The sequence below is a fragment of the Paenibacillus sp. FSL R5-0928 genome (assembly GCF_037970385.1).
Classification (GTDB): domain Bacteria; phylum Bacillota; class Bacilli; order Paenibacillales; family Paenibacillaceae; genus Paenibacillus_AQ; species Paenibacillus_AQ odorifer.
The window spans coordinates 1,484,868-1,499,680 of record NZ_CP150225.1; the positions used below are offsets into that span (position 1 = coordinate 1,484,868).

Below are 14,813 nucleotides of genomic sequence, written 5' to 3' on the forward strand. Positions count from 1 at the left end.
ATATAAAGAAGAACTATGTCTGTTAGAGCAGAAAACTTGAGGAGTGACTGAGATGAGTGAAGTTAAAAAAATCGCCGTAATCGCAGGGGACGGTATTGGACCAGAAGTTGTAGCAGAAGCGGAAAAAGTATTAAAAGTAACAGAAGAAGTATTCGGTTATGCTTTTGAAACAGAGCATGCATTATTTGGCGGTATTGCTATAGACGAGAAGGGCACTCCGCTGCCGGAAGATACCCTTGAAATCTGTCGTAGCGCAGATGCTGTGTTATTGGGTGCTGTTGGTGGACCAAAATGGGATAATAATCCAAAGGAGCTTCGTCCCGAAACCGGACTGCTTGGAATTCGCAAAGCACTGGGGTTGTTCTCCAACCTGCGTCCAGCTGTCGTATTTGACTGTCTTAAGGATGCTTCGACTTTGAAGCCTGAAGTCCTGGAAGGCACAGATCTTATGGTAGTTCGCGAACTGACTGGCGGGATTTACTTCGGAGATAAATTGCGCCGTCAAGGAGAACATGGTGAAGAAGCTGTGGACACCTGTGTGTATAACGTAATGGAAGTAGAACGAATTGTCCGCCAAGCTTTTGAGATTGCCGGCAAGCGCCGTAATAAACTGGCGAGTGTTGATAAAGCGAATGTACTTGAAACTTCACGTTTGTGGCGTGAGGTTGTGAATAAGATCGCTCCAGAATATCCGGAGGTAGAGGTAGAGCATGTACTGGTTGATAACTGCGCAATGCAGCTGCTGCGCCGTCCATCTAGCTTTGACGTTATCGTTACTGAGAACATGTTTGGTGATATCTTGAGCGACGAGGCTGCTATGCTGACAGGTTCTATCGGTATGCTTGCTTCAGCTTCGATGGGTGACGGCAACTATGGTCTCTACGAGCCCGTTCACGGCTCTGCTCCTGATATTGCCGGACAAGGGCTTGCGAACCCGATCGCAACAATCTTGTCGCTGGCCCTGATGTTCCGCTTAACCTTTGGTTATGAGGATGCTGCTGCTGCAATCGAAGCGGCAGTTGCTGCAGTATTGGATGCAGGACACCGTACAAGTGATATCGCCGTGGATAAGAGCAAAGCGATCAGTACAACTGAAATGGGCGACCTGATTGTTGCAGCAATCCGCAAAGCCTAATCTTCTATTTATAATAATTATAAATAAATAATTGATCTAATCTTGACTTTGATTTTGTGCGATGATACCATTTGTTAAGTAGACAAGATATTATCTATTTCAGCATTTTTCAGTATATTGAGAGATACAAATGGTATTTTTTCTTACATAATCAGAGGGAGGATTCTAGCAATGGCGGAACGTTTAGTAGGTAGACCGGCTCCCGATTTTACTATGGAAACCGTATCAGGTGATGGTAAGGATTTTGGTAAAGTAAGCTTGTCTGATTATCGTGGCAAATGGCTTGTATTCTTCTTCTATCCGCTTGATTTCACATTTGTATGTCCAACTGAAATCACAGCTCTCAGTGACGCAGCAGCACAGTTTGAAGCACTTGATACAGCGATTCTCGGCGCAAGCATCGATTCGATCCACAGCCACAAAGCTTGGATTAATACCCCTAAGGATTCCAACGGCCTGGGTCGTTTGAATTTCCCGCTTGCAGCTGATATTACGAAACAAGTCTCTAAAGACTATGGCATTCTGATTGAAGAAGAAGGTATCGCATTGCGTGGCTTGTTCATTATTGATCCTGAAGGCGAATTGAAATATCAAGTCGTTAACCACAATGATGTAGGCCGCAGTGTGGAAGAAACTCTTCGTGTTCTGCAAGCCTTGCAATCTGGTGGTTTATGCCCAATGAACTGGAAGCCGGGCGATAAGAATCTGTAAATTTTAGACCGTTATCATAGTGATCTTTGATATTCTGATTTCTACCTCCTTGCAGAAAATTTTCTGTAAGGGGGTTTTTTGCACCAAAAGATCTTGTATATCTAAATAGATTTGAAAATAGGCGCGAAAAGTTATATTATGTCCTCGAGTGGAGGAATCTCCATTGGGGTAATGTAATACAATAATAAACAATCAAAGGGTTATTTCTAAGGAGGGCGAACAAATATGAGCTTTTGCTGTGGAGCGAGTATGGTAGGAACAAAGGGGACCCTAAAACATTATCGCACGCAAGTCCATAATGTTCCCCTGCTTTTTTGTCCGGTATGTCATCGTGTGGAGGTTCACTACAAGGTCGAGAATGAATATGAGATCTTAGCGGAATATGCACATGGAGATGGTGTTACCGACGTGGACTTTCAGGACTATGTCATGGAAGACGAAACTGCAATTTTCGAGAACGTCATTAACGTCGAGAGTGAAGATCCTCTAGCCGTTGTACGCAATCAAATCGATATGGCGCTTGATCTGCTAGCTGTAGCCAAACAGATCGAGGATACCAAGTGGGAACGGGAATTGAAAAAAAGGTTAGCTGTGATGAGTCAGCGCCGTCTACGCCTGCAACAAAAGGCATAAGTTTATTACTAATTTTTTGGGCATGCCCCATTTTTCCATGTAAGCCTCCGCAATCGCGGGGGCTTTTTAGCTTTTTATAATCCTTTTTAGTTTTTCGTGATCCTTTTTAGATTTTTTTAAATCATTTAGGCGAATAAATAGCGATAAATATAATTTGATGTGATGTTTCATATGTCTTTGGAATCATTTTATGAATTTTTTTACCATTCGACAGTTTCTCCGATTGCGTTGTCTAGTTCTCTTGGATATGATTGGAATATAATTGAACCGGTTGGAAAAAGTGCAACGATTACCGAATGTTCTGGCGGCTTCGTCATACACTCAAATACATAGTAATTTGATGTCGCTTAAGCGTCTTCGTCAAATGCAGTAAAAGGGGGAACTTCGTATCGTGATTAGCCAATATCAAGAAAGTCTTCTATTACCGGGAAGAACCTATCAAACTGGACCTGTGGATACTACATACGAGGATGTTCTAGAGAATATTGACAGCGGAATCATGCTTTTTGATGAAGAGGGAGTTATAAGTTTTGTAAATAAGCAAATGTACGGGATGCTCGAGCTTACCCGTCACTCTCTTGTGGGCTGCACATTTTCCCATCTGCTGTCTAATGTTCGACTGAGCCGTTCCAAGAAAAAACAAGTACTGCAGAGCTACAGAGAGATGGTATACAAAGGAAAATCAAATTATGAGTTTCTAGACGAGTATGGCCGTTACTGGAAGGTTACTTTATGCTGCGGAGAGCAAATGAAAGGCTGTTATTTGTTCACTGTCAAGGAAATCTCGGATTATAAGTTAATCGAACAAACGGCTTACCAGAACGATAGCTTAGCTATGCTAGGCAAATTATCCGCATCTATTGCCCATGAAATCCGGAATCCGTTGACCGCGATCCGGGGATTTATTCAACTGCTTCATCCATACTTGCACCAACTGGGGAAAGAGGAATATGCCAAGATTATATTGGCCGAGATCGATCGTGCGAACGATATAATCCATGAATTTCTGTCCTCCTCTAAGCCGTCAGTTCCGCAGGTGGGGATGATACCCGTGTCGGCATTGCTCAAGGAGGTTGTTCTCCTTACAGAGAGCGAAGCTTTAATGAAAGGCTGCCAGATCAATCTTCATCCTCTTCAAGAGGACATGGTGATTTCTGGCGATGTCAAACAGATGAAGCAAGTCGTGCTTAATATGATTAGAAATGCAATGGAGGCTGTAGCGGATCGAGAAGATGATTCGATGGGGAAAATCGAGGTTGGTGCCCGCAGAGAAGGCTCTGAGGTCCGTATGTTCATATCTGACAACGGTAAAGGAATGGATATTCGTACACTGGACAGGTTATTTAATCCTTTCTTTACTACCAAAGAGAATGGTACAGGATTGGGTCTTTCCGTAAGTGACCGCATCATCAAAAATCATGGCGGATGCATTTCTGTTAGCAGCAGAGTTAACGAGGGTACTCATTTTGTGATCTCTTTGCCATTAATCCATTAGAATAAGTAATAAGAGGCTGATCCCTGCGGATAATACAGATGCAGAGATCAGCCTTTGTTATGTTACAATGGGTGTTGGTTTTGGGAAACAAATGGAGGTAATCACAATGAATATAGAATACAACAGTGGTGTTGCCAACAATGTGCAGGGTGATGCCCTTATCCTTATTATTTCTGAGTCTGAGGTCGAGAATGGAGGCTTTTCCGAAGGATGGGATGACAGAATTCGCCTATTGGGAAAGACGGGTTTATTTAAAGGCAAGCTTAATCAGACTTATGTACTACCTGCTGAGAATTCATCTGGTTGTCCTGTTGTTATTTTGGTTGGCAGGGGGGACCAACTTCTCACGACTGAGGATCTAAGGCAAATGGGGGCTCAGACAGCCCGTGCAGCGCTTCGTTTGAAGGCGCTCAAGCTGGTATTTGAAGTGCCGGACAAATTACAGGAGCTTACCGTAGAGAAGGATGTGACTTCTATTGCTTATGCGCTGACGGAGGGGCTAATGCTAGGTTCCTATCGTCGGGCTACCTATAAGCAGGTGCAGTCTTTTTATACAGGCCCAACAGCAGTTGTTTTCACTATAAAAGAGAAATTAGAGGGTAATGCCGGACGGGATTGGACTCAAGGCATTCAGAAGGGGCTAGCTTTCGGTGAGGCCACGAATTTGGCGCGGAGCTTGACCAACATGCCTGGTAATCTATTGACCCCCTCAGACCTTGCTGTGGCCGCTATAGAGGTTGCTGAGCGATATGGCTTTCCTTCTGAGGTGCTGGATGAACGGGAAATTGAGCAAAAAGGAATGGGCGGATTGCTCGCAGTCGGAAAAGGAAGTGTAAACCCTCCACGAATGATCGTCATCCGTTATCAGGGGACAGGGAATTGGGATAACGTAGTGGGGCTTGTAGGGAAGGGAGTTACCTTTGACACCGGCGGGATCTCCTTAAAAAGAGCACCAGGTATGGAAGAGCTGATTAGTGATATGGGAGGGGCAGCGGCTGTACTCGGAGTAATGGAGGCGCTTGGCCGCTTACGTCCACGAATTAATGTCGTTATGGTTATTCCTTCTGCGGAGAATATGCCATCCGCCAATGCTTTTAAGCCTGGAGATGTTATTACCTCCATGAGCGGACGAACGATAGAAGTGTTGAATACCGACGCTGAAGGCAGAATTGTCCTGGGAGATGCGCTGACTTATGCTCGGGAATGGGGAGCGAAACGTATTATCGATGTAGCTACGCTGACAGGCGCTGTGTTGTCCACTTTGGGAGATATAGCAACAGGTGCTGTAACTAATGATGAAGCGTTTCTGGAGCGATTTCTGGCCGCTTCAAGCTATTCAGGGGAAAAGGTCTGGCAGCTTCCGGCATACCCGGAATTTCGTGAAATGCTAAAGAGCGAGGTTGCCGATATCCGTAACACTGCTGGAAGATATGGTGGAGCTACTACAGGCGGATTATTTGTAGGTGAGTTTGCTGAGGGCTTGCCATGGATTCATCTAGACATTGCTGGCACTGCATATGTATCTAAAGAACGTGGAGTTAATCCTAAGGGAGCAACAGGTGTCATGGTTCGTTCTATCATTCAGTGGCTGCTGAGCGAAAGCGAGATCTAAACATCCGGGGAGCTGTCCGTTCTAAACAACAAGGGGTGTTCCCTAAACCAGAGTCTGGTTTAGGGAACACCCCTTTATTGAAATCCAAGAGCAGAAGCTTAAACAGTACCACTGGATTTTTTGGCCTTCGATTGGGAAGTGTAAGATTGAATGCCGTTCATAATTTTATCGCGAGTTCCCTTATTCTTCAGTAAATATGCTGCTCCCAATGCGACCGTTGTAAATAATGTCTTTTTGGTATTCATAGGAATTACCTCCTTGGTATTGTCTGTAGTTGCTTATAACAAACATACCCGTTAGTTAAGGAGGCTAAACGATAAATCACTATTTATTGCCCATTTTACAAGCCTACTTCTTGTTGTTAACCGGTGTTGAACAACAAGAAAGCGGGGAATCCATCGATGCTGCCGAGCAGCTTTTTCCTTTATCACAGCCTGCACAAGCGCCCTGCTTTCCCTTTTGCACATGTCGATAGATGGTCCAGCCAGAATAACCGAAAATTAAGGCGACAATCACAACATTTATCATAATGGTACCCCACTTTCATCATGAGAATCTTATAATTTACAAGTCTACGACCATCCTAATAACCGTCCGCCTTGAAAAATAATTAAAGATACGATATACGCCAGAACGAGAGAATACCCCATGGAGAAGAAGGTCCATTTCCAAGACGCTGTTTCTTTTTTGATAACCCCTACAGTAGCCAAACAAGGAATATAAAGCAGGATAAAGGCCATGAAGCTGATCGAACTTAGCGGTGTGAAGACTTGAGAGATTTGATTTTCTAAACCAGCAGCATCTGGTGCATGATAGATGATATTCATGGTAGAGACTACTACCTCTTTTGCCAAAAATCCCGGAACCAACGTAGAGCCAGCCTGCCATGTTCCGAAACCAAGCGGTGCCAGTAGCGGTGCGATCATACCCCCAAACTTAGCCAGGAAGCTGTGATCCATGTCCACATCAAACCCGCCAGGACCGGCATAAGACATAAACCAAATAATTGCTGAGCCTGCAAGAATAATAGTTCCAGCTTTTCGCAGGAAACCCTTGCCCTTTTCCCAAGTGCTGCGCGATAAGGTCTTGATCTGCGGCATACGATAAGGTGGAAGCTCGATCATGAAAACTGAGGATTCATTTTTGAATAAATATTTAGAGAATACCTTACAAAGAATCAGAGCAAACACAATACCCATCACATACATGGACAGAACTGCTACGGCCTCTTGCGCCGGAAAAAACACAGCTGCGAATAAAGCGTAAACAGGCAGTCTCGCAGAACAGGACATCAGCGGCATTAGCAAGGTGGTCAGCATGCGGTCTTTGGGCTGTTCGATGCTGCGCGCCGCCATTATGGCAGGTACATTGCAGCCGAAGCCAATGATGAATGGAATAAATGCTTTTCCGTTTAGTCCCATACGTTCCATGGTGCTGTCCATTAATAAGCAAACCCGAGCCATGTATCCTGAATCCTCCAAGAAGGAAATGATCAGGAAGAGAATGAAGATTTGCGGGACAAAGACGAGGACGCCACCTACACCGCTAATTAATCCATCGACAATCAGGGCATGCGTGAAGCTGGATGCTCCAAGCGTCTGGAGCAGGGAATTGGCTCCATCACTAATCGGTCCGGAGATCAGGCCATCGAGGAGATCTGATAGAGGTCCGCCGACCCAGTCAAATGTGGTCTTAAAGAGAGCATACATAAAGAAGATAAATAAGGGCAGTCCTAGAAAACGATGCGTCAATATGGAATCTAATCTTTCTGTTAAGTTATGAGGTTTCTGCGTTGTTGTATCAAGTACAACCTCACAAATGGAGTGGATATAATCCATCCGCTGTGAGCGAATCCATTGGGGGAGCGTCAGGGCCAGCTTTTTGATCTGTAGCTCACTCTGACAGGATTCACAGATGTTTAGCAGGCGGGTGGTGTCCATACGTGTCTTCAGAAAATGAAGAATAACCGGATTCTGCTCCATAAGCTGTAAAGCAATCCAGCGGTGATTGGGTAAGTCCTTGATAGGAAGTAATTCCTTTTCTATAGAAGATATCGCATGCTCTACAATCTCACCGTAGTTCAACTTGAACTTTACAGCGGGAATCGCAGAGGATTTCTCTAAAATACTGAGGACTTGTGCGCAGCCTTTTCCCGTTCTTGCAACAAGCGGGAGGACAGTTATACCCAGTCGTGATTGTAAGACTTCATGATTGATGCGAATTCCACGTGCATTAGCGACGTCAATCATATTCAGTCCGAGTAAGGTAGGTTTGCCATACTCAAGTAATTGAAGCGTGAGCAGCAGATTTCGTTCCAGCTGTGAAGCATCCACGATATTAATTAAGGCTTCTGGAGATTCTTCTATTAGATACTGGGCAGCAACCCCCTCATCGCGTGAGAGTGGGTGCAAGGAATAGATGCCCGGCAAATCAATGAGCTTGCCAGCGCCGTTCTTCAGGCTGCCGATCTTCTTTTCTACAGTTACCCCTGACCAGTTACCAACATATTCGTATGAGGAGGTTAACGTATTGAAAAGAGAGGTTTTACCTGTATTGGGGTTACCTACAAGAGCTATTGAACTCAAGACACGTTCACCTCAATCAATGAAGCTTCCTTCCGGCGGATGGCGAACAGTTGTCCATTGCACTCTAAGGTAATAGGTCCTAAAAAAGGTCCTTTTCCTTTCAGGCGAATGCTCACACCCTCGGACACTCCAAGATCAGCCAGACGACGGCGTAGGATAGGATTGATTCCTTCTATTTTATGAATATATCCGGTCGAACCCGGTTGTAGTCGCAGCAATGAGCAAGAGGTAGAAGCCATTTTTATCCCTCCAAAAGAGACTGATAATCAATCTCAATGATTTTCTTGTAATGTAGCATTTTTAGGGCTTATTTACTGTGATCATTGTCGCTGACACGATGTGGTAATAGCATTAAGGAGAAGAAGATGAAATTCCTTTACATTTTATTCTTCATTAAAGTATGATTATACGATATAAATTGCATAGTAAAGCTATATTCGCGGTTATAATGATTGCAATAGTTGAAGGGAGATAATTATGAAGACTAATCAATGTAAGATTGTTGACTGCACCATCCGAGATGGGGGCCTAGTGAACAACTGGGATTTTAGTGTGGAATTTGTACAAAACTTATATGCCGGCTTGAATGAAGCTGGTGTTGATTATATGGAAATCGGTTATAAAAATTCACCAAAATTGCTCAAAGGAGCAGAGGGTGCCGGACCATGGCGTTTTCTGGACGATGATTTCCTGCGTAAAGTGATTCCGCAAAAAGGTCACACCAAGCTATCTGCTTTGGTTGATATCGGTCGCGTGGATGAGAATGATATTTTGCCCCGCAGCGAAAGTATGCTGGATTTGATTCGTGTGGCATGCTACAGCAAAGATGTAGAGAAAGCCCTCCAATTGGTACAAACTTTCCATGATCTAGGCTATGAGACAACGATCAACATTATGGCTTTGTCTAATGTTATGGAGAATGAATTGTTGGAAGCTTTTGAAATGATCCGTGAGAGCGTTGTTGATGTGGTATATATTGTAGATTCATACGGCAGCTTGGATCACAATGACATGAATTATCTGGTTGAGAAGTTCAAGACACATCTGCCAAACAAACGTCTAGGCGTACATACTCACAATAATCTTCAGTTGGCGTTCTCCAACACGTTGATTGCTGCTGAGAATGGTGTAGAGTTACTGGATGCTTCTTGTTATGGGATGGGACGAGCTGCAGGAAATTGCCCTACAGAGCTGTTAGTAACTCATTTGAAGAATACACGTTACTCCTTGCGCCCTGTGCTTGATATTATTGAACGCCTGATGATTCCTTTGCGTGAGAAAGAGGAGTGGGGCTATATTATTCCTTATATGATCACAGGTACACTTGATGAGCATCCACGTTCAGCAATGGCACTTCGTGCATCTGCAGACAAGGATAAATCCGTTGATTTTTTTGATAAGCTTACAACACCAGAAGTAACCTTTGGTGACAAATAAACCTGAGTTTCTTAGAAGCACTGAACCCTTTCGTAGGGGGAAGTGCTTTTTTGGTTGCCTGCTAGCAGAAAATGGTTTATATTTATGCAAGATTTATGAATATATAACTTATAAACGCGCCTTCCATTTGAATGCCGATAAAAGAAATGTAACTTAAAAGTCCTATCCCGCCGATATTTATACGTAGGACATAACTATACTTGAATGTTAATTAATAGATATTATTTTCAGACGCGAGGGACTTATGAGACAAGAAGAGAAAAAGACAATTCAAGCAGCTGCTGTAGGCGCCTTGCTGTTCCTTTTAATTCAAATTTTCCATACATCGCTTAACCGATTGGACGATTGGGATATTATTTCTTCTCTCTATCTCATTGTCGGCTGCTGTAATGTTGCTTTTGGATTTGCAATATTTGCACAGGGCTGGTTATTCTTCTCTAGCAGATTATCTAAAGGAAGATTATATGCCGCTGCTCTTTTTGGTGGAATATGTATTATTGATTTTTTGCATACACTGGGTTTTGTGGGCATCCCGTTGATTTCATCATTCATAACTTTTGAAGAATCGTTGTGGCTGCGAACCCTCTCACGACTAATCAGCGGTTTAGGAATGTTGTTTATTTTTAGCAGGGAAGATAAGCCCGTGTCTGTCTCTGAAAAAAGAAAGTTGTTTAGAATAGCCTTCATGCTGATTGTGCTTTCCATTGTTTTGTTTATATTCAGCCACTCGGCGTTGCCTCAGTTTTTAACTAAACCTTGGATGAATCCTTTGAAGCAGATTGCTGATTTGGCAGTTCTTTTTGTTTACTTGGCAGGTGTTGCAGTTATTGTATTTCCTGAAAAAAGTGAAAAGTCAGCCTCCCTGCTTATTATTATTCGAGCACTTATCTTTTTCTCTTTGGGCCAAGCCTTTTTTATGAGTCCATTCAGTAGTGGCAATATAGATGATCTTTTTGGAATGGTGTGTAGCGGTGTTGCATACTATTTGCTTCTTACTGGAGTATATCGTCTGACGATTGAAGAACCCTTTTACGAAAAGCAGTTGGCTGAGGAACGGATCAATTATTTAGCCTATCATGATGATTTAACGGGACTTCCCAATAGACGTCGTCTGACGCAGCGTGTAGAAGAGATGATTATTGCTGGAGAGAAGAAAACGAGCGATAAATTCTCAGCGTTAGCTATTATGAATATTAATCATTTCAAGAATATAAATGACTCCCTGGGCCATTTTGCCGGAGACCATTTATTGAAGCTGGTGTCTGAGCGGCTTGTGAATGAGGCCAAATCTACTGAAGAGCTTTATAGTATGGGGGCAGATGAGTTCGCTTTTCTTATGATGGAGAGAGCAAGTCTTGGAGAATGTTTGGTTCGAGCTACGGAGCTGCATCGATTGTTTGAGGTACCTATTGCCTTAGAGTCGGGGGAGTACCATATTTCGCTTAGTATGGGGTTAAGTATTTATCCCGGTGACGGTGAAACTGCGGAACATCTAATTCAGAATGCTGATACGGCTGTACATAATGCCAAGGAACAGGGAGTAGAGATTCGCAGGTATATCCCAGCCATGCAGATGAAAGCAAAGGAACGTCTAAAGCTGGAAAATGACCTCCGCAGAGCGCTTGAACGCAATGAATTCTTTCTGGTGTATCAGCCAAAGGTTTTGCTGGAGACGGAAGAGATCGTAGGAATGGAAGCTCTGCTCCGCTGGAATCATCCGAAGCGTGGTCTGGTCTCTCCTGCGGAATTTATCCCGTTAGCTGAAGAGAGTGGACTCATTGTTCCGATTGGGGAATGGGTACTCAAAACAGCTTGTCTGCAGAATAAAAAATGGCAGCTGGCCGGCTATGTGCCGATTTGCGTCTCCATCAACCTATCTATGCGGCAATTCCTTCAGCCCAATCTAGCAGGGAGGATTCATACCATCTTAACCGACATTGGATTAGATCCGTGTTATGTCGACCTTGAGATTACTGAGAGTATGACCTTGGATAAAGAAACAGCCTTTGATCAGCTGAAACGTCTGAAAGAGCTTGGTGTCTTCATCAGTATTGATGATTTTGGTACAGGCTACAGCTCCCTGCATTATCTAAAGAACATGCCGATCGACAGATTGAAAATTGACAGGTCGTTCGTATCAGAGGTTATGGAGGACAGCAACAATGCTGCTATAGTCTCTACAATCACTTCTATGGCGCATCATTTGAAGCTGAAGGTTACGGCTGAGGGTGTGGAGAACAAGGAGCAGCTGCAATTTCTGCGGGAGCAGCATTGTCATGAAGCTCAAGGATTTCTGTTCAGCAAACCTATTCAACCAGCAGAGTTTGAGGCGATATTTTTAAAAAAGGCACCCCTCGGCGCTTCCCTGTAAACTAAAAAAATGTTGATTTTTACTTGTAGAGATGATACAATAACTCTTGTATTCACTTTCTAGTGCGGGTGTAGTTCAATGGTAGAACTTCAGCCTTCCAAGCTGATAGCGTGGGTTCGATTCCCATCACCCGCTCCATAATTCAAACTTCCAAATCCTTGCGATGCAAGGTTTTTTTTATATCCCATCAGCCTATATTGGTTGGTGGGATTTTTTTTGTTTATACTATTTGCCTAATGGAAAAACTTTAATATAGCGTACTTTTAAGAAAAGGTTGTGAAAATTTTGAATGGTGCAAAGATTGCGTTCCTATCTGTACTTAGCAATACATTTATCGTTTCTTTAAAGCTTATAGTCGGAGTACTTACAGGTTCAGTAGCAATTATCTCGGAAGCGATCCACTCCTCCTTAGATTTAGTTGCTTCGTTGATTGCTTTTTTCTCGGTCCGATGGTCAAGTCGTTCTGCGGATAAAACTCATCCTTATGGTCATGGCAAAGTGGAGAATATCTCAGGGACGATTGAAACGTTGCTTATTTTTGTAGCTGGATTCTGGATTATAGATGAGTGTGTTCATAAAATAATGAATCCAACCGCGATCGAACTTCCCTTTTTGGGCATTATTGTGATGGTGGTCGGAGCGGGGATCAATTATATGGTTTCACGCAAGGTTAAAAAGAAGGCAGACGAACTTCACTCTGTGGCTATGAAATCGAATGCTCTGCATTTGCTTACGGATGTTTTCACCTCTTTGGGTGTTGCATTCAGTTTATTATTGGTTACCCTCACTGGATGGACGATACTCGACCCTGTCATTGGGATTGTGTTGGCTCTGTATATTATGGGTGAAGCCTATAAGCTTCTAAAGGAGTCATTTCCTCCGCTGTTGGATGCACGATTAACTGAGGCAGAAGAAAATGAAATATTACATGTCATAAAGTTATTTCAAGGGCGATATATTGAATTTCATGATTTTCGTACCCGCCGATCTGGTCCAGAAGAGTATGTCGACTTTCATCTTGTGATTCCTTCTAAAATGAGTGTTGCTACTGCGCATCAATTATGCGACGAAATTGAACTAGCCATTCAAGGCATATTTGAACGTGCCCAGGTGTTGATTCACATTGAACCCGAACATGAACAGTTGGCTAACAAACCGGTATTACATGAAGGGTAATAATGGTGATTACTCACAGAGTTTCTCTGCTATTTCAATATTTTGTATTAAGTGATATGGTGATTATATCTCTTTTATATTCATTCTATATGGGGGACGGATAATGATCGCTTATTTAAGACCTTTAATAATAAGTAGCTCAGTTAAAAGCCTGATTTTTCTTTTAATAATAATGGTGATAGCAATGGTATGGTGGTTTTATAAATGGACTAAGCAATGATGCTCTTTTGTTTGGCCGCATACTAAAAAGCCAGGCTCCCAACTTAGGGAACCTGGCTTTATTTGTTTGTAGCTTGTGTATCTTAAACAGTCTTTAGGAACTCAACAATGGTGAGTAATCCCTTGTCGAAGTTCTCCAGGTTGAAATGCTCATCCGGTGCATGCAGGTTCTCATCATCGAGACCAAAGCCCATCAGAACGACAGGTGCTTCCAGCACACGGGAGAAGCTCTCCATGATCGGAATGGAGCCTCCGTCTTTGGTGAAGAGGGCACGGGTTCCATATACTTTGCCATATGCGTCTGCTGCAGTTTGCAGAATAGGATTCGACGGATCGATGTTAAAGGCACGTGCCTTCTCCATTTGCTTAACATGCACTTTCGCTCCGGTCTGAATATTAGCCTTCAGATGTGCTTCAACGGCATCGAGGATATGCTGTGGATCCTGATCGCCAACTAAGCGGCAGGTAATTTTCGCATGTGCTTCTTTAGGGATAACCGTCTTACTGCCTTCCCCTTGGAAACCGCCGTATACGCCGTTAAGCTCAAGCGTAGGACGAGCGCCAATCCGTTCTACAAAGGAATAACCTTCTTCTCCGTATAACGATTCCAATCCAAGACCTTCGCGGATTTTATCTTCATTCACACCTTGCTTCACGAATTCTTCCCGCAGCATTGGGGAAAGTTCAGGAACGCCATCATAGAATCCGTCTACAGATACGCGTCCTTTGTCGTCATGAAGCGAGCTTAGCAAAGATACTAGGGCATGCAATGCATTCGGAACGCCACCGCCGTAAGAACCAGAGTGCAGGTCTGTCAAAGCGGTAGTTACATCAACTTCAAGGGAAGCTAGACCACGTAGCCCAGTGCAGATGGCAGGACGACCGCGTTCCAATAGGGATGTATCGGAGACTAACACCGCATCCGCAGCGAGCTTTTCTTTATTGGCTTCAAGGAACGGAGGCAGATTCACACTGCCGATTTCTTCTTCACCTTCGATGCAAAGCTTGAGATTCACAGGAAGAGTACCTTCTTGTTTCAGGATCGCCTCAATGGCTTTGAGGTGAACGAATACTTGTCCTTTGTCATCTGTTGCTCCGCGTGCATAAAGCTTGCCATCACGAATCTCTGGTTCAAATGGAGGTGTGGTCCATAGGTTTAATGGATCTACTGGTTGTACATCGTAGTGACCATACACGAGAATAGTTGGTTTGCCTGGAGCATGAAGATAATCGGCATATATAACGGGATGTCCCGCTGTCGGATGCAACTCAATGTTCTCAAGTCCGGCTTTTTTCAGGGTGTCTGTCAGCCAATGGGCTGCCTTCAGTACATCGTCCTTATGTTCAGATAAGGCAGAAATACTTGGAATTCTGAGCCATTGTTTTAGTTCTTCGAGATGTTCATCCCGGTGGGTTGAAAAATACGTTTCGTATGACAT

13 protein-coding genes and 1 tRNA gene are annotated in these 14,813 nt (G+C 43.6%); 9 read left to right on the forward strand and 5 right to left on the reverse strand.

The features are described 5' to 3' along the window. Nucleotides 1-52: 52 nt before the first annotated feature. The 5 genes from leuB to MKZ16_RS06540 all read left to right on the forward strand — a co-directional run bounded on the left by leuB (nucleotide 53) and on the right by MKZ16_RS06540 (nucleotide 5,586). The gene (leuB, locus tag MKZ16_RS06520; RefSeq protein ID WP_036680106.1) at nucleotides 53-1,135 is read left to right on the forward strand and encodes a 3-isopropylmalate dehydrogenase; all 1,083 of its coding nucleotides are present in this window, start codon (nucleotides 53-55) and stop codon (nucleotides 1,133-1,135) included. Nucleotides 1,136-1,306: 171 nt separating this feature from the next. Next, nucleotides 1,307-1,846: a peroxiredoxin gene (locus MKZ16_RS06525; protein ID WP_036680102.1), complete on the forward strand. Its 540-nt coding sequence runs from the start codon at nucleotides 1,307-1,309 to the stop codon at nucleotides 1,844-1,846. A 225-nt stretch (nucleotides 1,847-2,071) separates the two neighbouring features. Next, nucleotides 2,072-2,479: a hypothetical protein gene (locus MKZ16_RS06530; RefSeq protein ID WP_036680100.1), complete on the forward strand. Its 408-nt coding sequence runs from the start codon at nucleotides 2,072-2,074 to the stop codon at nucleotides 2,477-2,479. A gap of 391 nt (nucleotides 2,480-2,870) precedes the next feature. Next, nucleotides 2,871-3,974 carry an ATP-binding protein gene (locus tag MKZ16_RS06535; RefSeq protein ID WP_036680098.1) on the forward strand — a complete coding sequence of 368 codons (1,104 nt, stop codon included), beginning with the start codon at nucleotides 2,871-2,873 and terminating at the stop codon, nucleotides 3,972-3,974. A gap of 106 nt (nucleotides 3,975-4,080) precedes the next feature. After that, nucleotides 4,081-5,586, forward strand: coding sequence for a leucyl aminopeptidase (locus MKZ16_RS06540; RefSeq protein ID WP_143759125.1), 1,506 nt, complete (start codon nucleotides 4,081-4,083; stop codon nucleotides 5,584-5,586). A 98-nt stretch (nucleotides 5,587-5,684) separates the two neighbouring features. Here MKZ16_RS06540 and MKZ16_RS06545 read toward each other — a convergent pair whose 3' ends face one another. The 4 genes from MKZ16_RS06545 to MKZ16_RS06560 all read right to left on the reverse strand — a co-directional run bounded on the left by MKZ16_RS06545 (nucleotide 5,685) and on the right by MKZ16_RS06560 (nucleotide 8,410). Beyond that, the gene (locus MKZ16_RS06545; RefSeq protein ID WP_176462669.1) at nucleotides 5,685-5,831 is read right to left on the reverse strand and encodes a hypothetical protein; all 147 of its coding nucleotides are present in this window, start codon (nucleotides 5,829-5,831) and stop codon (nucleotides 5,685-5,687) included. Nucleotides 5,832-5,934: 103 nt separating this feature from the next. Next, the gene (locus MKZ16_RS06550; protein ID WP_038569228.1) at nucleotides 5,935-6,114 is read right to left on the reverse strand and encodes a FeoB-associated Cys-rich membrane protein; all 180 of its coding nucleotides are present in this window, start codon (nucleotides 6,112-6,114) and stop codon (nucleotides 5,935-5,937) included. Between the two features lie 44 nt (nucleotides 6,115-6,158). After that, nucleotides 6,159-8,171, reverse strand: a complete 2,013-nt coding sequence (gene feoB / locus MKZ16_RS06555) for a ferrous iron transport protein B (protein WP_036680095.1) — start codon at nucleotides 8,169-8,171, stop codon at nucleotides 6,159-6,161. Further along, nucleotides 8,168-8,410, reverse strand: coding sequence for a FeoA family protein (locus MKZ16_RS06560; protein WP_036680093.1), 243 nt, complete (start codon nucleotides 8,408-8,410; stop codon nucleotides 8,168-8,170). The genes feoB and MKZ16_RS06560 overlap by 4 nt, the downstream gene beginning before the upstream one ends. Before the next feature lie 238 nt (nucleotides 8,411-8,648). Between MKZ16_RS06560 and MKZ16_RS06565 the strand changes: the two genes are divergently transcribed. The 4 genes from MKZ16_RS06565 (at nucleotide 8,649) to MKZ16_RS06580 (ending at nucleotide 13,155) form a co-directional block, all read left to right on the forward strand. After that, the gene (locus tag MKZ16_RS06565) at nucleotides 8,649-9,608 is read left to right on the forward strand and encodes an aldolase catalytic domain-containing protein (protein ID WP_170914180.1); all 960 of its coding nucleotides are present in this window, start codon (nucleotides 8,649-8,651) and stop codon (nucleotides 9,606-9,608) included. A 244-nt stretch (nucleotides 9,609-9,852) separates the two neighbouring features. Then, nucleotides 9,853-11,979, forward strand: a complete 2,127-nt coding sequence (locus MKZ16_RS06570; protein ID WP_036680073.1) for an EAL domain-containing protein — start codon at nucleotides 9,853-9,855, stop codon at nucleotides 11,977-11,979. A 64-nt stretch (nucleotides 11,980-12,043) separates the two neighbouring features. Next, nucleotides 12,044-12,117 (forward strand) — tRNA-Gly (locus MKZ16_RS06575). Between the two features lie 147 nt (nucleotides 12,118-12,264). Continuing rightward, nucleotides 12,265-13,155, forward strand: a complete 891-nt coding sequence (locus tag MKZ16_RS06580; protein WP_036680071.1) for a cation diffusion facilitator family transporter — start codon at nucleotides 12,265-12,267, stop codon at nucleotides 13,153-13,155. A 302-nt stretch (nucleotides 13,156-13,457) separates the two neighbouring features. On the opposite strand, the gene MKZ16_RS06585 is transcribed toward MKZ16_RS06580, so the two are convergent. Continuing rightward, nucleotides 13,458-14,813, reverse strand: coding sequence for a dipeptidase (locus MKZ16_RS06585; RefSeq protein ID WP_036680069.1), 1,356 nt, complete (start codon nucleotides 14,811-14,813; stop codon nucleotides 13,458-13,460).